This is a genomic window from Tenacibaculum sp. (genome assembly GCF_048269885.1).
Classification (GTDB): domain Bacteria; phylum Bacteroidota; class Bacteroidia; order Flavobacteriales; family Flavobacteriaceae; genus Polaribacter.
This window is the reverse complement of sequence record NZ_JBLWTZ010000012.1, coordinates 40,417-60,559: the sequence shown is the minus strand read 5'-3', so window position 1 is coordinate 60,559 and position 20,143 is coordinate 40,417. Positions and strand designations below refer to the sequence as shown.

Annotated in this window: 22 protein-coding genes; 18 read left to right on the top strand and 4 right to left on the bottom strand. The window is 31.7% G+C overall.

Annotated elements, in window-relative coordinates:
- Positions 1 to 43 precede the first annotated feature (43 nt).
- From ACN0WY_RS10465 to ACN0WY_RS10405, 13 genes are all read left to right on the top strand, one after another.
- Positions 44 to 373, top strand: a complete 330-nt coding sequence (locus ACN0WY_RS10465) for a hypothetical protein (protein WP_417800324.1) — start codon at positions 44 to 46, stop codon at positions 371 to 373.
- Positions 373 to 1,239, top strand: a complete 867-nt coding sequence (locus tag ACN0WY_RS10460) for a DUF58 domain-containing protein (RefSeq protein WP_330487946.1) — start codon at positions 373 to 375, stop codon at positions 1,237 to 1,239. Before ACN0WY_RS10465 ends, ACN0WY_RS10460 begins: the two co-directional genes overlap by 1 nt.
- Positions 1,240 to 1,248: 9 nt before the next feature.
- Complete coding sequence (locus ACN0WY_RS10455) at positions 1,249 to 2,166, top strand: hypothetical protein (RefSeq protein ID WP_417800323.1); 918 nt, start codon at positions 1,249 to 1,251, stop codon at positions 2,164 to 2,166.
- Positions 2,153 to 3,160 (top strand): VWA domain-containing protein, encoded by a 1,008-nt coding sequence (locus ACN0WY_RS10450; RefSeq protein WP_330488009.1) that lies wholly within the window; start codon positions 2,153 to 2,155, stop codon positions 3,158 to 3,160. The genes ACN0WY_RS10455 and ACN0WY_RS10450 overlap by 14 nt, the downstream gene beginning before the upstream one ends.
- Positions 3,161 to 3,196: 36 nt before the next feature.
- Positions 3,197 to 3,430 (top strand): hypothetical protein, encoded by a 234-nt coding sequence (locus ACN0WY_RS10445; RefSeq protein WP_417800322.1) that lies wholly within the window; start codon positions 3,197 to 3,199, stop codon positions 3,428 to 3,430.
- 28 nt (positions 3,431 to 3,458) lie between these two features.
- Complete coding sequence (locus ACN0WY_RS10440) at positions 3,459 to 4,496, top strand: VWA domain-containing protein (RefSeq protein ID WP_330487943.1); 1,038 nt, start codon at positions 3,459 to 3,461, stop codon at positions 4,494 to 4,496.
- Between the two features lie 8 nt (positions 4,497 to 4,504).
- Positions 4,505 to 5,329 carry a tetratricopeptide repeat protein gene (locus ACN0WY_RS10435; RefSeq protein ID WP_417800321.1) on the top strand — a complete coding sequence of 275 codons (825 nt, stop codon included), beginning with the start codon at positions 4,505 to 4,507 and terminating at the stop codon, positions 5,327 to 5,329.
- 51 nt (positions 5,330 to 5,380) lie between these two features.
- The gene (locus ACN0WY_RS10430; RefSeq protein ID WP_417800320.1) at positions 5,381 to 7,144 is read left to right on the top strand and encodes a BatD family protein; all 1,764 of its coding nucleotides are present in this window, start codon (positions 5,381 to 5,383) and stop codon (positions 7,142 to 7,144) included.
- Positions 7,144 to 7,896, top strand: a complete 753-nt coding sequence (locus ACN0WY_RS10425) for a tetratricopeptide repeat protein (RefSeq protein ID WP_417800319.1) — start codon at positions 7,144 to 7,146, stop codon at positions 7,894 to 7,896. Before ACN0WY_RS10430 ends, ACN0WY_RS10425 begins: the two co-directional genes overlap by 1 nt.
- 54 nt (positions 7,897 to 7,950) lie before the next feature.
- Positions 7,951 to 8,250: a hypothetical protein gene (locus ACN0WY_RS10420; protein ID WP_330487939.1), complete on the top strand. Its 300-nt coding sequence runs from the start codon at positions 7,951 to 7,953 to the stop codon at positions 8,248 to 8,250.
- Positions 8,251 to 8,434: 184 nt separating this feature from the next.
- Positions 8,435 to 10,015 (top strand): SulP family inorganic anion transporter, encoded by a 1,581-nt coding sequence (locus tag ACN0WY_RS10415; protein ID WP_417800318.1) that lies wholly within the window; start codon positions 8,435 to 8,437, stop codon positions 10,013 to 10,015.
- Between the two features lie 55 nt (positions 10,016 to 10,070).
- A complete protein-coding gene (locus ACN0WY_RS10410; RefSeq protein WP_330487937.1) occupies positions 10,071 to 10,700 on the top strand; it encodes a carbonic anhydrase family protein in 630 nt (209 codons plus the stop codon).
- A 140-nt stretch (positions 10,701 to 10,840) separates the two neighbouring features.
- Positions 10,841 to 11,467 (top strand): carbonic anhydrase, encoded by a 627-nt coding sequence (locus ACN0WY_RS10405; RefSeq protein ID WP_417800317.1) that lies wholly within the window; start codon positions 10,841 to 10,843, stop codon positions 11,465 to 11,467.
- A 34-nt stretch (positions 11,468 to 11,501) separates the two neighbouring features.
- On the opposite strand, the gene ACN0WY_RS10400 is transcribed toward ACN0WY_RS10405, so the two are convergent.
- Complete coding sequence (locus ACN0WY_RS10400; protein WP_330487935.1) at positions 11,502 to 12,032, bottom strand: CvpA family protein; 531 nt, start codon at positions 12,030 to 12,032, stop codon at positions 11,502 to 11,504.
- A gap of 82 nt (positions 12,033 to 12,114) precedes the next feature.
- On the opposite strand from ACN0WY_RS10400, the gene ACN0WY_RS10395 reads away from it, so the two are divergent.
- Complete coding sequence (locus tag ACN0WY_RS10395) at positions 12,115 to 12,471, top strand: hypothetical protein (RefSeq protein ID WP_330487934.1); 357 nt, start codon at positions 12,115 to 12,117, stop codon at positions 12,469 to 12,471.
- Here ACN0WY_RS10395 and ACN0WY_RS10390 read toward each other — a convergent pair.
- Positions 12,468 to 13,262 carry an SDR family oxidoreductase gene (locus ACN0WY_RS10390; protein WP_330487933.1) on the bottom strand — a complete coding sequence of 265 codons (795 nt, stop codon included), beginning with the start codon at positions 13,260 to 13,262 and terminating at the stop codon, positions 12,468 to 12,470. The two genes, ACN0WY_RS10395 and ACN0WY_RS10390, sit on opposite strands and share 4 nt — an antisense overlap.
- A gap of 123 nt (positions 13,263 to 13,385) precedes the next feature.
- Between ACN0WY_RS10390 and ACN0WY_RS10385 the strand changes: the two genes are divergently transcribed.
- Positions 13,386 to 14,768 (top strand): redoxin domain-containing protein, encoded by a 1,383-nt coding sequence (locus tag ACN0WY_RS10385; protein WP_417800316.1) that lies wholly within the window; start codon positions 13,386 to 13,388, stop codon positions 14,766 to 14,768.
- 59 nt (positions 14,769 to 14,827) lie between these two features.
- Here the strand turns inward: ACN0WY_RS10385 and ACN0WY_RS10380 are convergent, their stop codons facing one another.
- Positions 14,828 to 15,187, bottom strand: a complete 360-nt coding sequence (locus tag ACN0WY_RS10380) for a YraN family protein (RefSeq protein WP_417800315.1) — start codon at positions 15,185 to 15,187, stop codon at positions 14,828 to 14,830.
- Between the two features lie 39 nt (positions 15,188 to 15,226).
- Between ACN0WY_RS10380 and ACN0WY_RS10375 the strand changes: the two genes are divergently transcribed.
- Positions 15,227 to 15,436 (top strand): DUF2892 domain-containing protein, encoded by a 210-nt coding sequence (locus tag ACN0WY_RS10375; RefSeq protein WP_417800314.1) that lies wholly within the window; start codon positions 15,227 to 15,229, stop codon positions 15,434 to 15,436.
- Here the strand turns inward: ACN0WY_RS10375 and ACN0WY_RS10370 are convergent.
- Entirely contained in the window at positions 15,433 to 16,419 is a 987-nt protein-coding gene (locus tag ACN0WY_RS10370) for an LD-carboxypeptidase (RefSeq protein WP_330487929.1), read from the bottom strand. The genes ACN0WY_RS10375 and ACN0WY_RS10370 overlap by 4 nt on opposite strands.
- A 115-nt stretch (positions 16,420 to 16,534) precedes the next feature.
- On the opposite strand from ACN0WY_RS10370, the gene metG reads away from it, so the two are divergent.
- Both metG and ACN0WY_RS10360 read left to right on the top strand, forming a co-directional pair.
- The gene (gene metG / locus ACN0WY_RS10365; RefSeq protein WP_417800313.1) at positions 16,535 to 18,589 is read left to right on the top strand and encodes a methionine--tRNA ligase; all 2,055 of its coding nucleotides are present in this window, start codon (positions 16,535 to 16,537) and stop codon (positions 18,587 to 18,589) included.
- Positions 18,590 to 18,664: 75 nt separating this feature from the next.
- On the top strand, positions 18,665 to 20,116 hold the full coding sequence (locus ACN0WY_RS10360) for a hypothetical protein (RefSeq protein WP_417800312.1): 1,452 nt from the start codon (positions 18,665 to 18,667) through the stop codon (positions 20,114 to 20,116).
- Positions 20,117 to 20,143: the final 27 nt, after the last annotated feature.

Here is a 20,143-nt window from a genome sequence, read left to right as displayed (position 1 = left end):
AGCTTCCACCTTATTAATATGAATCCCCTTAAATTAGCTATTAATGACTTTTAAATTAACAACGTACAAAACATTAAAAGGAACTAAAAAAATTTTAGAATTAAAAAAGAAAAAAAATACTGAGGCTATTATTTATAAAGACAACAAGCCCAGTTATTATGTAAACTGTTTTGATTTACAAACTGAGTCGAACATAATTATGAATAGTTTTGTTTTAGGCCAACAAAAGAGTATACAAGAAATAGTAAAAGAGATTAGTAAAAAAAACAATGTGAATTTATCAATACAAGAAGCGCGTTTTTTAGCTTTTGAAAAAAGCGTAGAATACACAGAAGTGGAACTACCTCCACTACCTGAATCTTGGTTAAATTAATGGATACAAAAGAGTTACTAAAAAAAGTTCGAAAAATAGAAATAAAGACACGTAGGTTGTCTAATCATATTTTTGGAGGAGAATACCACTCAACCTTTAAGGGTAGAGGTATGACTTTTTCTGAAGTACGTCAATATCAGTATGGAGATGATATTAGAGCAATTGATTGGAACGTTACAGCTCGCTACAACGAACCCTATATAAAAGTTTTTGAAGAAGAACGTGAACTTACCATGATGTTGGTAGTTGATATTTCTGGCTCTGAATTTTTTGGTACTTCTGAACAATTTAAAAAAGATACTGTAACAGAAATCGCCGCAACATTGGCTTTTTCAGCCATTCAAAATAACGACAAAGTTGGTTTGATGTTGTTTTCTGATCAGGTTGAACTATACATTCCTCCTAAAAAAGGTAAAAGTCACGTATTACGAATTATTCGTGAGCTTATTGAGTTTCAACCAAAAAGTAGACAAACCAATATTAGTGAAGCCCTCAAGTTTTTATCCAACATCATGAAAAAGAAAGCTATAGTTTTTATGCTTTCTGATTTTATGGATGAAGGTTATGAACGTACGCTAAAAATTGTTGGAAACAAACACGATGTAACTGGTATTCGTGTATATGACAAGCACGATGAGGAAATTCCTAATTTAGGAATGGTTCCTATACTAGATGCTGAAACGGGAAAAACTCAATTAGTTAATACCAGTTCCAAATCTGTTAGAACCCATTACAAGGCTAACGCCCTACGCTTAACTGATTATTTTGAAAATGCATTTACCAAAAGTGGCGCAGGTACTATTAGCACTAGAGTTGATGAAAGTTATGTACGAAAATTGTTAGGCTATTTTAAACGAAAAGGATAAGAACAAACAATGAAATACAAATTACTTTACATATGCTTGTTTTTAACTTCTTTTGCCTTTGCACAGCAACCTCAGGTAAAAGCAGAAATTGACACAACAAACATTAGAATTGGTGAACAGTTTCAATATAAAATAACTGTTGATGAAACTGAAAACGTTATCATTCCTAAACTAAACAACCTTAAAGGCTTAGAGGTTATTGACACCCTTAAAGTAGACACTATTGAAAACAAACTCATCCGAAAATACATTTTAACAGGGTTTGATAGTGGTGCTTTTTACATTCCTCAACAACAAATTTTTATTAGAAACCAAGCTTATTTAACCGATAGCTTACTAGTTAATGTAGCCACAGTTCCTATAGACACTACCAAGATTAAAAAATTTCCAATTAAAGGGATTAAAGGAGAACCCTATCAATTTGACGATTTCAAACAATACATTTGGTGGGTTGTAATAGCCATTATTGTTATCGCATTACTCCTCTATTTCTTTGTTTTCAAGAAGAAAAAAGAACAAGAGGAAACTATCGTTGTTCCTTTATTGGCTCCTTATGAAGAAGCCATGCAAAAACTGGAAGAACTGGACAAAAAACTATTGTGGCAAAATAATCAAGTTAAAAAATATTACAGCGAATTAACAGATATAATTAGAGGATATATTGAACGAGAGTTGCACGTTCCTGCCTTAGAAAGCACTACTGATGAATTAATTGATGTTTTAAGAGATTTTAACGATACTAATTCAATAGAAACTTCTAGGGAAATTATTGATAAATTAAAGAACTTATTACAAGAATCTGACTTAGTAAAATTTGCAAAATCGAAACCTTTGTCTCATGAGATAGAAGAAGACCGAAAAGAAGCAAAGCTTATTATAGATAATTTAAAACCTAAAAAACAAGAAGAAGATGATGAAGTGGAATAATTTCGAGTTTCATAGTCCAGAGTTTTTATGGTTGCTACTATTAATTCCTTTATTAGCTTTTTGGAGTTTTTATACTCGAAAAAAAGACAGTGCTCAACTAAGAATGCCAAACATCAAAGGTTTTAAAGTACAAGGTTCTATTTTACCCAAACTAAAGCCCATACTGCCGCTCTTAAGACTACTGGCCTTAACCTGCTTAATAGTTGCTTTAGCACGTCCCAGAAATGTTGCCGTTAGTAAAAAAACGAAAACAAACCGAGGAATTGACATTGTAATGGCTGTTGATGTTTCTGCTAGTATGTTAGCAAAAGACCTTAAACCTAACCGACTAGAAGCCTTAAAAAGAGTAGCTACCGATTTTATAAACCGACGTCCAAATGACCGTATTGGTATTGTAGTATACGCAGGAGAAAGTTTTACACAAACTCCAATTACCAGTGATAAATCTATCGTAAAAAGAACCATTTCAGAAATTAAATGGGGACAACTAGAAGGAGGAACAGCAATTGGAATGGGCTTAGGTTCTGCGGTAAACAGACTCAAGGATAGCAAAGCCAAAAGTAAAGTGATTATCTTATTGACGGACGGTGTAAATAATGCTGGTTTTGTTGATCCTAAGACTGCTACCGATTTAGCAAAAGGAAACGGAATTAAGGTTTATACTATTGGTATTGGCACTAATGGAATGGCTCCTTTTCCTTGGGCCAAGGATCCAAGAACTGGTAAAATTTCTTTTAAAAACCAACCTGTTGAAATTGATGAAAATTTACTAAAACATATTGCTAGCGAAACCAGCGGTAAATATTTTAGAGCCACTAATAACACTAAGTTAAAAGAAATTTACGACGAGATTGACAAGTTAGAAAAAACTAAAATAGAGGAATTTAAATATTATAATTACTCTGAAAAATATCGCTTGTTAGTTTTCCTAGCAGGAATCTTTTTACTCTTAGAGTTCACGTTAAAAAACACGTTATTTAAAAGTTTTATATAAAATTGTGTAATTGTTAAACTGTTTAAAAGTTAAAAAATGTATATTTTCTCTTTTGAAAAATTAGAAGTTTGGAAAGAAGCTGTTAAGCTTTCTAAAAAAACATATTCTGTTACAGAAAATTTTGGTTTAACAATAGAAATTCTAAGTCAATTAATTGTTTCAAGAGATTTAAACTTTTTAAATGAAGAAGACTATTTAAAATTAAGAAATACCATATACAAAATTTCTAACATGTTGAATTCTTTACGAAAATCACAGTTAAACGATTAAACGCATCAATAATTAAACTATCCGAAGGATGTACAAACTAGAAGAACCAATATATTTTTATCTTTTTGCAATTATTCCTGTAATAATTGTGGTTTTCCTATTCGTTTTATGGTGGAAAAAACGAACTCAAAAAAAGTTTGCTAATCCGTTGCTTTTATCTAAAATAGCACCAAACACATCAACCTTCAAATCAGTATTAAAACTTGTTTTCTTTTTAGTAGGATTATCGTTTTTAATTCTGTCGTTAGTTAACCCTAAAATGGGAACAAAACTTAAAACGGTAAAAAGAGAAGGTGTTGATGTAGTATTTGCCTTAGACGTCTCTAAAAGTATGTTAGCAGAAGATATTGCTCCTAACAGATTAGAAAAAGCGAAACAAATAATTTCTAAAACTATTGATAAATTAGGAAGTGATAGAGTTGGTATTATCATCTATGCGGGGAATGCTTATCCTTTACTACCTATTACCACCGATCACGCTGCTGCAAAAATGTTTTTGCAAAACGCAAATCCAGACATGGTTTCGAGTCAAGGTACAGCCATTAATGAAGCGTTGAATTTAGCGAACACTTATTATGATAACGATGAGCAAACTAATCGTTTTTTAATCATTATTTCAGATGGTGAAGATCATCAAGAAGAAACAAAACAAGTTGCTCAAAACATCGCCAACGAAGGTGTTAAAGTATATACCGTAGGTGTAGGAACCGAAAAAGGAGGTCCAATTCCTATCAAATTAAATGGCGCGCTTATTGGTTATAAAAAAGATAGAATGGGAGAAACCGTCATTACTCAAAGAAAACCGGATGTTTTACAGGGAGTGGCAGATGCTTCTGACGGACAATATTTTGATGGTAATAAAACTGAAAATCCAGTAGAAGCTATAGAGAAGATTATTGGAAATGCCCAAAAAAATGAGTTTGAAACAAAACAATTTTCTGATTACAAAGACCAATTTCAATGGTTTGTAGGTATTGGACTGTTATTTTTAATTTTAGATATGTTTTTGTTTGATAAGAAAACCAAATGGTTGAAGAAAGTAGATTTGTTTAACGAAGAATCTTAACATGTAGTATGAAAAGTTTACAAAATTTAATATTCATTATAGTCCTTGCTGTTTCTGCGACAACCAATGCACAGCAAGATACACTTAAACTACAACGTGAAGCTCGTGGTTTGTTACGAGAAGGAAACAAGCTATACAATAAACAAAAGTTTAGTGATGCTGCTATTGCTTATCGAAAAGCTTTAGGTAAAAATAGTAAGTATGAAAAAGCAAGCTATAATTTTGGCAATACTTTATACCAAGAAAAGAAGTACAAAGAAGCAGTAGAACAGTTCAAAGTAACTACTGAGACTTCAAAAGACAAAATGGCTCAGGCTGAAGCTTATCACAACATAGGTAATGCCATGATGGAACAAAAGCAATATGAACAAGCTGTTGAAGCTTTTAAAAATTCCTTACGTAGAAACCCGAATGATGATGAAACACGTTATAATTTAGCCGTTGCTCAAAAAGAAGCTAAAAAACAACAACAAAATCAGAAGGATAACAAGGATAAAAATAAAGACCAAAAAAACAAAGATCAGAAAGATCAACAGAAAAAAGACGACAAAGACAAACAAAACGATAAAAACAAGGATCAGAAAGGAGACGATAAGGATAAAAAAGATGATAAACAAGATCAGAAAAATGACGATCAAAAAAATCAACAAAAACCTAATCAAGACCAAAAAGACAAGCAAAATCAAAAACCGAAACCTCAACAAGGTAAAATGACTCCTGAACAAATGAAACAACTGTTAGAGAGTTTAAATAATGAGGAAAACAAGACGCAGAAAAAAATGAATGCGAAAAAATCAAAAGGAAGGAAAGTGAAACAAGAAAAAGACTGGTAATTTTTCAGTTTTTAAAATCTTAGTTATTTTTAGACATTTTTGAAATTTAACATGAAGTTTAAAGTATACATATCGTTATTCGTTAGTTTTATAACATTTGCCATTCATGCACAAGACGCTGTGTTAACGGCTTCGGTTAGTAAAAACAAATTGGGTGTAAACCAACGATTACGTATTGAGTTTTCAATCAACAAACAAGGAGCCGATAATTTTAAAGCGCCAAGTTTTACTAATTTTAAAATAGTTGGAGGCCCTAGCCAGTCGGTAAGTCAATCTTGGATTAATGGTAAAATTTCTTTTAATCAATCCTATACCTTTATACTACAACCTAAAAGGAAAGGAGAATTTAATATTCCTCCAGCCAGTATTGAAATTGAAGGTAAAACACTCACTTCAAATCCTGTAAAAGTTATTGTTTTAGATGCTGTTGACATTCCTAAAAACCCAAATGACCCTAGTTATATTGCTGAGCAAAATATTCATTTAGTTGCCGAAATTTCTAAATCTAAACCTTATGTTGGCGAGGGAATTTATGTAGAATATCGCTTATATTTTAGCGATAATGTTGGTATTTATGATAATGCCATAACAGAAGCTCCACAATACAATGGTTTCTGGAATCAGGAAATTAAACGTAACGGAATGCCTGTTAAAACAGGTACTTACAACGGTGAAACTTATCGTTATGCTGTTTTACATAAAGCCCTATTAATTCCAACAACCTCTGGTAAACTGACAATCGATCCTATGAAAATGGATATAATTGTGGCAGTTCCTACCGGACGAGCTGACTTTTTTGGAAACGTAATTACACGTCAAGTTCGTAAAGAATTTTCTTCTGCTAAGAAAATTGTTAACGCTCAGTCCTTACCTCTTAAAAACAAACCGGAAGACTTTACTGGTGCCGTTGGTGAATTTTCATTCGATGTTTCTTTAAGTAAAAATACCTTAAAAGCTAATGAATCATCACAAATTAAAGTTTCCGTAAATGGTAAAGGAAATTTAAAACTTTTTGAGCTACCAAAAGTTGAAACTCCTAAAGAACTAGAAGTTTATCAACCTGAAAGAAAAGAAAATGTTCGTATTACTGGAACTGGATTATCTGGATCTGTTACTGATAACTACACTGTTGTTCCTGAGTTTAAAGGAAAATATAGAATTCCAAAAACTAGCTTTTCTTACTTTAACCCAAAAGAAAAAGTATACCAAACCATCACTACTGATGATTTATACGTTGATGTTTTAGAAGGAAAAGAAATTCCAACAAACTCTGATGCTAATACAGTATCCAAACAAGAGGTAAAAGTTACAGGTAGTGATTTTAGATATATTCAAACAACTACCAATTTACAGCCTATTAAAACTGATGATTTCTTTAAGTCAACCCTGTTTTATATTCTTTTGTTACTTCCTATTTTAGCAATTCCCGTTGGAATTGTTATTCAAAAAAAGAAGGAAGAACGTGATAGTGATGTATTGGGTAATAAGTTGCGAAAAGCAGACAAACTTGCCAAGAAATACTTATCAGAGGCTCAAAAACGATTAGGCAATAAAGAAGCCTTTTATGAAGCTTTAGAAAGAGCTTTACACAATTACTTAAAAGCAAAACTAGGTGTAGAAACCTCTGATATAAGTCGTGAAAAAATTACAGATTTACTAGCTGATAAAAACGTTCGTAAAGAAACTATTAACAGCTTTATTGAAGTATTTAACAATTGTGATTTTGCTAGATACACTCCAATTACCAATGTACAGATGAAAGAGGAGTATGAAAAAGCAAAACAAGTAATAATGCAATTAGATAGACAGTTATAATGAGAAAGTTAGTTATATATTTATTCTTATTGGTGTCAATTAGTACGTTTGCACAAAATGCCAATGATATTTTTTTAAGTGCTAATTCTCTATACAAAGAAGGAAAGTACGAAGAAGCTATTAAGTTATATGAGCAAATAGAAGATGAAAACCTAGCTTCATCCGAAGTGTATTACAACTTGGCAAACTGTTACTATAAGCTTCATAAGATAGCTCCTACTATTTACAATTACGAAAAAGCATTGCAGTTAAACCCTTTAAATGAAGATGCTAAAAACAACTTAATTATCGCAAAACGTTTAACTCTTGATAGAATTGAAGCGTTGCCCAAATCAGTAGTTCAAAAATTCAATGAAAATTATTTACAAAAGTTTACTTATAATACCTGGGCTGTAATTACCATTGTATTTTCTTTTATAGCTTCTATTTTATTTTTACTATTTTATTTTGCCTATACCCCAAGTAAAAAAAGAACTTACTTTACAACCAGTATTATCTCATTTTTACTTTTACTAACTTGTTTGATTATAACGTACACACAATACAACCAATCTAAAAACAATATTGAGGCCATTATTTACACTGAAGAAGTTTCTGTTACTAATGAACCTACCGAAAACTCTAATGAAATTTTCATATTACACGAAGGAACCAAGGTTAAAATACTAGATTCTGTAGATAATTGGAAAAAAATAAAACTCGTTGATGGAAAAGTTGGATGGATAAAAACCAAAACTTTACAAGAACTATAACATTTTAGCTATAAAAAATTAGTTACTTTTACCTCTAAATAAATAAAAATCATCTTGAAATCTAAAATCGCCATTTTTTTTATTGTTCTATTCACAGGCATTATTGTTACGCCTTCGATTATTACATTGGTTGATAAAGATCAAGACATTACTATTTTCTTAAATCTTAGTGAGGAAGAAGAAAACACAAAACACGTTAAATTTGCTGAGTTAAAAGCGCACCCTAACGAAAACGATACTTCTTTTTTATACAAGAAAATCCAAAAGAGAAAAAACGTTCGTTTTCAATCTAAAGACTACGTTTCACAATACCCTAAAATTCTCACTCCTCCTCCCGAGTTCTTCACTACTTAAGCATCTAAGTAAGTTATCTCCTAACGAGGTCTTAAACAGAAAATCTAAAAAATATTTCAACGCATAGCAAAAACGGTATTGCTTCTTTGAAACATTTTAAGTTTCTCTTAGTCAAAAAATCAATCATTTAAATTAAATATACGCTCTGAATTTTTTATTTGGAGTCTAAATAAACGCATCTATTATGTTTAAAACTATTAAAAGCGACTTACCCGCAAGTATTGTCGTATTCTTTGTTGCTTTACCTTTGTGTTTAGGTATTGCTTTAGCGAGTGGAGCTCCTCTTTTTTCAGGTGTAATTGCAGGAATTGTAGGAGGTATTGTTGTTGGAGCCATTAGTGGCTCAAAAATTGGAGTTAGTGGTCCGGCAGCTGGTTTAGCTGCTATAGTATTAACCGCTATTGGTTCTTTAGGTGGTTATGAAAACTTTTTAGTAGCTGTTGTCTTAGGAGGAATTATTCAAATACTTTTTGGTGTTCTTAAAGCAGGAGTTATTGGTTATTATTTTCCATCATCTGTAATTAAAGGAATGCTTACTGGTATTGGTATCATAATTATTTTAAAGCAAATTCCTCATTTCTTTGGATATGATGCAGAGCCAGAAGGAGCTGATAGTTTTATTGAACCTTCTGGAGAAAACACTTTTTCTGCTCTTTTAAGTATTACTGATAATATTACTATGGGGTCAATGGTTATTGGTTTTATTGGATTAGCTATTCTAATTCTTTGGGACAGAGTTTTAAGTAAAAAAGGAAAAATATTCCAATTAATTCAAGGACCATTAGTAGCCGTGGTAATGGGAATAGTCTTTTTTACCTTAACACAAGGAAATGAAACATTTGCAATACAAGCATCTCATTTGGTAAGTGTTCCTATTCCTGAAAGTTTTGATTCTTTCTTAGGTCAATTTACCTTCCCTAACTTTAGTGCTATTACCAACTACGAAGTTTGGGTAACTGCTTTTACAATTGCATTAGTAGCTAGTTTAGAAACCTTACTTTGTGTTGAAGCTACAGATAAATTAGATCCAGATAAAAACGTAACTCCAACAAATAGAGAATTATTAGCTCAAGGAACTGGAAATATCTTATCTGGTTTAATTGGAGGGTTACCAATTACTCAAGTAATTGTAAGAAGTTCTGCCAACATTCAGTCTGGAGGTAAATCTAAAATGTCAGCAATTATTCACGGGTTATTTTTACTATTATCTGTTATTTTAATTCCTACTCTGTTAAATAAAATACCGTTATCTGTTTTAGCTGCAATTTTATTAGTTGTTGGTTATAAACTAGCTAAACCAAGCTTATTTAAACAAATGTTTGCCTTAGGATGGAAACAATTTGTTCCTTTTATCGTAACCGTATTAGGTATTGTTTTTACCGATTTACTTACCGGAATTTCATTAGGATTAGCTGTTGGAGTTTGTGTTATTTTGATAAAAAGTTATCAAAATTCTCACTTCTTACACATCGAAGATAAAAGCAACGGAATACACAAAATAAAAATGACACTTGCAGAAGAAGTAACTTTCTTTAACAAAGGAGCCATTTTAAAAGAATTAGATAGCTTACCTGAAGACACTCATTTAGAGTTAGACGTAAGAAAAACTAGGTACTTAGATAATGATATTATTGAAATTCTAGAAGATTTTGCTTTTAAAGCAAAAGAAAGAAATATCAATATTAAACTTATTTCAGAACGCGGTGTTGTAGAAAACCCAGAAAGCTTTATTAAGTTTTTTAAACTTAGACCAAAAGCTGCCTAAACGTTTTAAATTCGTAAATAAAAAAACGACATCAATAATTTTATAAAAATATATAATGAAAGCACATACTAAAGAAACGCAAGCTACAATGACTCCTGAAAAGTCATTACAATACTTAAAAGAAGGAAACTTAAGATTTCAAAACAACCTAAAAGCAAATCGTAACTTATTAGAACAAGTTAACGATACGAGAGAAGGACAATTTCCTTTTGCTACTATTTTAAGCTGTATCGATTCAAGAGTTTCTGCCGAATTAGTTTTCGACCAAGGCTTAGGAGATATTTTTAGTGCCAGAATTGCTGGTAACTTTGTAAACGAAGATATTTTAGGTAGTATGGAGTTTGCTTGTAAATTAGCGGGTACTAAATTAATCATTGTTTTAGGACACACTAGTTGTGGAGCTATTAAGGGGGCTTGTGACAATGCTGAGTTGGGTAATTTAACCAATATGTTAGGTAAAATAAAACCTGCTGTACAAGCCGTAACTGAACCTAAGGACGAAAGTTTGAGAAACTCGTCTAATTTAGAGTTTGTAAATAAAGTTGCCGAAAAAAATGTACATTTAACTATCGACCGAATTTTAAACGAAAGTGAAGTACTTGCCGAAATGCATAACAACGGTGAAATCATGATTGTTGGAGCGATGTATGATATTACTGACGGAGCGGTTACTTTTTTTGAATAAACAATACTTCCATAATTAATATAATAATATAAAGAGAATTTAAACGTGGTTTTAGATTCTCTTTTTTATTAACTTCGACAACTGGTGTGCTTCACTTATAAAACAAGCATCAAAGATTTTTCTAATAAACTTTTTTACTAATGAATCTATCTAAAATTTTTGAAAACAATAAAGAGTGGGTAAAAAACAAATTGTCTACCAATAACGATTATTTTAAAAAATTAAACGAAGGGCAAAGTCCTGAGTTATTGTACATCGGTTGTTCTGATAGTAGAGTTTCTGCCGAAGATTTAATGGGACTAAGTCCTGGTGATGTTTTTGTACACAGAAACATTGCCAATATGGTTCCTGCAATTGACTTAAATTCTGCTTCCGTTATTGAATATGCTGTTGAGCATTTAAAAGTAAACCATATTGTGGTTTGTGGCCACTATTCATGTGGTGGGGTTAAAGCAGCTATGCAATCTTCCGATCTAGGGTTGTTAAATCCATGGCTACGCTATATTAGAGATGTATACCGCCTACACAAAGAGGAACTGAATACTATAGAAGATGAAGATGCTCGCTACGATCGTTTGGTTGATTTAAACGTACAAGAGCAATGTGTTAACCTTATTAAAACTACTGCCGTTCAAAAAGCATACAGGGATAGAGGTTTAAAAGTGCACGGTTGGGTTTTTGATATCAAAACAGGAAACCTTATCGATTTAAATATCGATTTTGAACACATCTTAGAAGGTATTATGGAAATTTATCATTTAGATTAAATACTACAAAAACGGATACTATTTTTATCCGTTTTTATATTGTTATTTCTAGTTCTTTATTATTCTCATTTTCTTCTCCTTCCTCATCTTTTATGATTGACGGAAAAATTGTTGGAGCAATCTTTTTTACTGGTTTAAATAAAATAGATTCTTCTAAACTCTCCTCCTTTACAAACGGAATAGTATCATTCATTTTTCCGAAGAAAATAAAAATTACGCTTAAAATTAATCCAATTTTTAAAGCTCCGAAAACACCTCCTAGAATTTTATTTAAAATTCCTAAGGCTGCAAAATCAGCTATTTTGGTTAAAATTTTCCCTAATAGTGCTATCGCTACAATTATTACCACAAAAGTTCCTGCAAAAGCCGCCAAAGAAATGTACTTTTCATCCCAAGTAACACTGTCTTTTAACCAATCTCCAATAAAGTATGAAAAGTGGATAGCTCCATACACTCCTGCAACCAAAGCAACCAAAGAAGCAACCTCTACAAACAATCCTTTCATTAAACCTCTTACAAAGCCAAAAAGTAGTAATGCAGCAATAATAATATCAAAAGTATTCATAAATATAAAAGCGTTCTACTGTAAAAATCTATGCTCAAATATACATAACTCATTTGTATCTTTGCTTTCTCAAAAAACACAAATGACAAAAGAAGCCAACTTAAAAGAAAAATGGGATTTTGTAATAACTCAATTATCTCAACAATTTGCTGATGGAGATGATCTCAATATTGATGGAGTTATTTATTTAATTGGTGTTCAAGAATTAGGACAAGGACATCGTAAGTTTAAAAAAGATGAAAAAGTAAACCTTATGCATATCGCTATTTGTAAATTATTAGAACCTTACGGATACTATGAATTCGATTTTTTTGATAACGATGGATGGCCTCACTATAAAACTGTAACCGAATTGCCCAACTTAAAACCAGGTGAACAATCGGTTTTAATGAAAGAAGCCATTATTAATTATTTTGAGTTGATTCATTTTTTTGATTAAGTAACGCTTAACTTCCGAATCATTTTTGATAATAACTTAGGAAAAAAACGCTTTGCATATACCCCTAACTTTTCCTTCGCACCTGCTATATATACTTCTTCCTTTTTAATTTTTATAGCTTTTATCATCATCTCAGCAAACCTCGTTGGTTGTATACCATTTGCTGTAGCTGAGTCCATCGTATTTTGTGGAGTTCCGTTTCCTGTTAATGCATTTTTCGACACATTGGTAGCTACAAACCCCGGACAAACTAACGTAACAGCTATATTATCTTTATAATGTTCTGCTCTCAAACTATCAAAAAAACCATGCAATGCGTGTTTAGTAGCTGCATACGTAGAACGCAGTGGAGTTCCTATTTTCCCAACAATACTTGTAGTTACAACAAAATGCCCTGATTTATTGTTTATAAAATGAGGCAATAAGCCTTTTGTCAATGCCACAGTTCCTAAGTAGTTAATGGCCATTAAGCGTTTATCAACTTTTATTGAAGTATCTTTTACGAGCGATCGTTGACTTATGCCTCCGTTATTTACTAAGACATCTACTCTTCCAAAAAAAGAAATGGCTTTGGTAACCTTCTCAGGAAGGTTTTCATAATCTTCTAAATCTAAAGGTAAAATCTTAACCTTTTCAGGAAATTTACAACGTTTTTGCACTTCTCTTAAAAGACTTTCATTTCTTGAAGATATAATTAACTTTGCTCCGTAATTAGATAACTCAACTACTAGAGATTTACCAATTCCAGAAGAAGCACCAGTTACCCAAAATATTTGTTCTTTAAAGTTCATGTTTTCAAATAATTAAAAAAACGTTTCTAAAATACATAAGAAAAAATAAAAGTGGTACACTTCTTGGATAGAAGTTCGTAAATGACTAGTTTTAAAACCTTATTAATAACCCTTTAAAATATTATGATGAAAAAATTACTGGCTCTATTAATATTCACCACATCACTTGTAAATGCACAGTACACTGTTAAAGGTACCATGACCCCTCCAGACAAAGGAGATTGGGTTATTTTATATAAAATTGAGGGAGCAAAACAAAAGTTCCTTTCAAATACCACTATTAAATTTGACACAGTTGCTATAAGTGGTGAACAACAAGTTTTAGGAAAGTTTAGCTTTGAACTACCTAACACAGCAACTCCTGGAGCCTACAGAGCTACTTATAGAAATTCTGGTGCTGGTTTTGTTGATTTTTTCTTCAATAAAGAAAATGTTGAGTTTGTTTTCAACCCAAGATATCCTGATCAATCAGTTCTTTTCACGAGTTCTAGAGAAAATAAACTATACAGTGAATACCTACAAGCATACAATGCTGTACAAAAAAAGATAGATTCGTTACAGGCTTCTTATATCGAAACAAATTCAAAAGATGCAAAAAAAGCATATAAAAAAGAACTTAAAGAATTAGAAGATGTACAGGAAACTTATGAAAACAAGTCTGAAGGAATGTTGGTCAATAGCTTTATAAGAGCTTCTCGTCGATATAATTCATCTAACCCGCATGATAACATACAAGATTACTTATCTGCTACCAATGAAAACTTTTTTGAATATGTTGATTTTAAGAGTGATGAATTATACAACTCTTCTTTTTTAATTGATAGAATTAACGACTATGTTTTTTACTTAAACTATTCTGAAGATAAAAATGTTCAACAAAAATTAATTAAGGAATCTATTACCAATGTTATGAAGAAAATTTCTTCTAACAAGTTAGAAAAAGCAGTAATCGATTATTTAATTAGTGCACTTACTGACAAGCGTAACGGACCAGTTGTAGATTGGATGTTTGCGGAATATTATGATAAACTTCCTGCTGAAGATCAAGATGCCGATTTTAAAAAGGAAAAGCTAGATGTGTTACTAGCAACAGTAGGTAGAGTAGCTCCTGACTTTTCTTGGAAAGAAGGTGATGAAGAATACAAACTATCTACATTAAATGATGGTAACAAGTATTTATTAGTATTCTGGAGTACTGGTTGTCCACACTGTGTAAAAGAAATTCCTGAACTTTATAAGTTTATGCAAACTCATAAAGAAGTATCGGTAGTTTCTTTTGGTATTGAAAATGAAGAAAACGAATGGGATGAGTTTGTTAAAAACCTACCAGGATGGCACAATGCTATAGGAACACATCCTGAATATAAATTTGACAACGAAACCGTAAAAAAATATAACCTACTTGGTACTCCATCTTATTTCGTATTAGATAAAGACAAGAACATTATTGCCATGCCTGATCATGAAGAAGATGTAGAAAAGTACTTTAATAGTAATAACGAATAGTTAAACACTAATAAAACAGCATAAAAAAAGCTCAACAAATTTGTTGAGCTTTTTCTTTTTTAAAAATATAAAAATGCATCTTCAATATGTGTTATTACAAACTCATTTCGTTGTTTAATAATAGCAATGATATCAAACCGTATTTCTACATCTAAATCACGCTTTATAACGTAATCGTCTATAGCTGTAACTAATAGTTTTATTTTCTTTGGATTCACAAAGTCTTGTGGATTTCCAAAATAAGTTGTCGATCGCGTTTTAACTTCAACAACGGCTAATACATCTTTATTTTGGGCAATGATATCAACCTCCGCTTTTTGAAATCGGTAATTTTTTTCAACAATAGTATATCCATTTTTAACAAGATAATCTATTGCTAATTGCTCTCCTTTCTTACCAAGTTCATTGTGTTGTGCCATTTAAAAACTTATATTTGAGTAACCTTAAATCTTTTTATCATGAAAAAAAACATGGGAAACACCGATAAAGCCATTAGAACTTTAATCGCTTTAATAATAGCTGCGCTATCTTACTTTGAATTTATTTCAGGAATTTTTGGTAATATCTTACTCGTACTGGCCATAATCCTTTTAGTTACAAGCTTGATAAATTTTTGCCCACTATACAAGTTATTAGGAATAAACACCTGTAAAACAAAAAACAGTTAATTAAACTCTACCAAACACTGCTTATTCTTACGTATCAATAATTTAACTTCGCTACCCATTATCAATGCTCTATTATCTGGTTCGTGACCTGCGGGGAAATTAAATAGCACAGGAATATCTTCAGGAACAACCTCTAAAATTAATTGTTCTATGGAGCTTCCCCACGGTGTTGTGTTTCTTTTAATTTTAGTCATATCACCAACAACAACAGCCTTTACTTTTGTAAAGTACCCTGCACGCTTTAAGCTTTGCAACATCCTATCTATCGAATATTTATACTCCCCTATTTCCTCTATAAACAAAACTTTTCCATCTGTAGAAAGTTGACTTTCTGACCCTAGCATAGAAGCCAAAATAGCAATATTACCGCCTATTAACTCTCCTGAAACCTCACCTACTCTATTCTCTTGTGAAGCAGGAATTTCATAGCGTAATTTTTCTCCAAATAATGCTTTCTTAAAAGTAGCGATTGTTTGTACAAGATCTTCTGGGTCTTCTTCCATACTTGTACCCATCATCGCATGTAATGTTTCAATTCCTAAGTTATGAACGTGATTATGAAATGCTGTAATATCAGAATAGCCTATAATCCATTTTGGATGTTTTTTAAACTTCGTAAAATCCAATTTATCTAAAATCCTCACAGAACCATATCCTCCACGTGCACTCCAAATTGCCTTAATACTAGGATTGTCTAACGCATCTTGAAAATCTTGACAACGCTCTTCATCGGTACCTGCAAAATGATCATTCTGAGCAAATAGATGTTTTCCATACACCACTTTTAAGCCCCAACTTTCTGCTAATTCTTTTGCTTTATCAATGGTTTGTTTACGATTTTTTAAAATTCCTGCAGGAGCAACAATTGCAATAGTATCTCCTTTCTTTAAATACGGTGGTGTGGTCAACTTCATAGTTTCATTTTGCGCGTAGACTGATGTAATTATCAGTAAAAAAAATAAGATGAAAATTCTTTTTTCCATAAACAAGTCTCTTTTCTTGATCTTAAAGGTTTAAAATCTATCAAATGTACCTAATTTATAACAGTATAAAAAATTGCTTTTTCGTACTTTTGCGCTTTAATTTTAGTAGAAAAACATGAGTACACCAAAAAGATATACAATTACAGCAGCATTACCTTACACCAATGGACCAATCCACATTGGACATTTAGCAGGCGTATATGTTCCTGGAGATATTTATGCACGTTACCTGCGTCAAAAAGGAAAAGACGTAGCTTATATTTGTGGTTCAGATGAACACGGAGTTGCAATACCCATGCGTGCTAAAAAAGAAGGTGTTACTCCACAAGATATTATTGATAAGTACAACGGAATCATCAAAAAATCATTTGAAGATTTCGGTATTTCTTTTGATAACTATTCTCGTACTTCAGCTGAAATTCATCACAAAACAGCTTCTGATTTCTTCACAAAGTTGTACAACGATGGTGAATTTATTGAAGAAGTTACTCAACAATTATATGACGAAGAGGCAAATCAATTTTTAGCAGATCGTTTTGTCATTGGTACATGCCCTAAATGCGGAAACGAAGAAAGTTATGGTGATCAGTGTGAAAAATGTGGTACCAGTCATAACGCTACCGATTTAATCAATCCTAAATCGGCTATTACTGGAAATGTTCCTACCTTAAAAGAAACTAAACACTGGTTTTTACCATTAGATAAGCACGAAGATTTTTTACGTGAATGGATTTTAGAAGGACATAAAAACGATTGGAAACCAAATGTATTAGGACAATGTAAATCTTGGATTGATGACGGTTTACGCCCTCGTGCCGTAACTCGCGATTTAGATTGGGGAATACCTGTTCCTGTGGAAGGGGCTGACGGAAAAGTATTATATGTTTGGTTTGATGCTCCTATTGGTTACATCTCTTCTACTAAAGAATGGGCAGAACGAGAAGGTAAAAATTGGGAAGATTATTGGAAAAAAGACGATACTAAATTAGTCCACTTTATTGGTAAAGATAATATTGTATTCCACTGTATTATTTTCCCTGCCATGTTAAAGGCACATGGTGATTTTATTTTACCAGAAAATGTACCAGCTAACGAGTTTTTAAATTTAGAAGGAAATAAACTATCAACTTCTAAAAACTGGGCGGTTTGGTTACATGAGTATTTAGAAGAGTTTCCTAACCAACAAGATGTGTTGCGCTATACCTTAACAGCCAATGCTCCTGAAAATAAAGACAACGATTTTACTTGGAAAGATTTTCAAGCTAAAAACAACAACGAGTTAGTTGCTATTTTTGGAAACTTTATTAACCGTGTGGTAGTATTAACAAACAAATACTACAACGGACAGGTACCACCTGCGGGGGAATTCTCAGAAATTGACAAAGATACTTTAGAGCAATTACAGCAATTCCCAGATATTATTGCAAAATCTATCGAACGTTATCGTTTTAGAGAAGCGTCTCAAGAAATGATGAATTTAGCTCGTTTAGGTAATAAGTATTTAGCTGACGAAGAACCTTGGAAGGTGATTAAGGTTGACGAAGAGCGCACCAAAACTATTATGAATGTTGCCTTGCAAATCGCAGCAGGTTTGGCGATAGTATCAGAACCTTTTTTACCGTTTACCTCAAGTAAATTAAAGTCAATTTTAAATATTGATACTATGCTTGCTTGGAATGATGTAGCTGAAAAAGATATTCTATTACCAGCTGATCATCAAATTAATAAAGCTGAATTATTGTTTTCTAAAATTGAAGACACTGCAATTCAAGCACAGTTAGACAAACTAGAAGCTACTAAAAAAGCGAATGAAGCTGCTAACAAAGTGGTTGAGCCTCAAAAAGAGACTATTGAATTTGATGATTTCACCAAAATGGACATTCGAATAGGAACTATTGTTGCGGCTGAAAAAGTAGCTAAAACAAAAAAGCTACTGAAACTTACCGTAGATGTTGGCATTGACACACGTACGATTGTTTCTGGAATTGCTGAAAGCTTTAAACCAGAAGATATCGTTGGGCAACAAGTATCTGTACTGTGTAATTTAGCTCCAAGAAAATTACGTGGTGTAGAAAGCCAAGGAATGATTTTAATGACCGATACTCCTGATGGTAAATTAGCCTTTGTACAACCTTCAGAAAAGGTGAATAATGGTGAATTTATCGCTTAAACAAAAAACTGTATTTACTATATTTGAAACCTCGCATTTTATGCGAGGTTTTTTTATACCTCTTAATAACTAAAAATGAAAAAAAATTGTATCAATATCCTATTTTTAATAGGATGTATGTATAGCTCTATAATTGCGCAAACTGAAATTGCTAGCTTTAAAAATCTTCTAAAAGAAAACTCAACAGATATTAAAGATGTAATTCCTGTTGTAAACACAAAAAATAATGATTTAGCTATTTTAATTGCTGACGCTAAAAATGTGTATGCATATAAATTTAATGACGAATTTAAATTAACTGGTCAACTTTCATCTGAAACTAAAAAAAGGAAGTATAAAATACTTTTAGGAAGTAGTATTTATGGTGATGATTATAAAATATTCTTAACTAATAAAAGTAATACACAATTTGCTGCTGTAAGTTTTTCTTTTAATGATAAAAAAAATGCAGTAAAAGAATTTTTGCTTCCTTCTGGGCAAACTTTTATCCAAACAGTCTCTTTAAAAAACAAGTTTTATATTATCTCTGGAAATAAAATAGATGGTAGTATATTTCTAAACTATCTTAATGAAGAAGGTAACTTACAATACATTCCATTAGACATTGCTGAATTAAAACTTCTCAACAAAAAGAATAAAAAAATAAGAGTTGTAGATTTGTTGTTACCTTTTAATTACTCACCTATCAAAAAGTTTGAAGAAGGTACTCCAAATTCAATTGAGTCAGTTTCTGAAACTACAAAAATGTATTTAAAAGACAATGACCTTATAATTTCTTTTGATCATAACGAAAAAACAACTCAATTATTAACTATAAACTTAACGAGTTATCACGCTTCTATAACTACTTTTAATAAACCTCTGTCTAACATTAAATCAGGAAGAAAAAAAACCAATTCTTTTGTTTTTGATGATAAAATAGCATTAGTGGCTGCTACAAAAGACGTTTTATCAATGTATATTTTAGACTATTCAACTGGTAATTTCATAAAAGAATATGCCGTGAATCAAGATGAAGAAATACTCTTTAAAAACACTTCCATTATTCAAAAAGGAGGGTTTTATAATGGCTATAGGGAGCTAGAAAAAACCAAAAAGTTTTTACGTAAAATAACAGCTGGTAAAATTGGTGTTTCAGTCATAAAAAACAAAAACACTTATTTAGTTACTTTGGGAGGTTATGTTGAACAAAGAACTGCTGCTCCAATGATGATGGGTGGTTTTGGAGGAATTGGTGGAGCAATAGCTAGCGTAGGAAGTGTTAATGTGAATCTTTTCTTTAACCCTACCATGTTTGCATATACTTCCTTTACCAATACTAAATCTACTCAAATTGAATGTTTATTTGACATGAATTTTGAACACATTAAAGACGCTGAAATACCTAAAAATATTTTTGATAACATAAAAAGCACCCCTAAAAAAAGTGATATAGGTTATACTATTTTTAAGTATAAAGATTTTTATATTAGAAGTGATTATACTCCTAGCGATAAAACATATCACTTAAGAAAATTCACAAGATAAATTAACCTTTTACTATATTTGAAACCT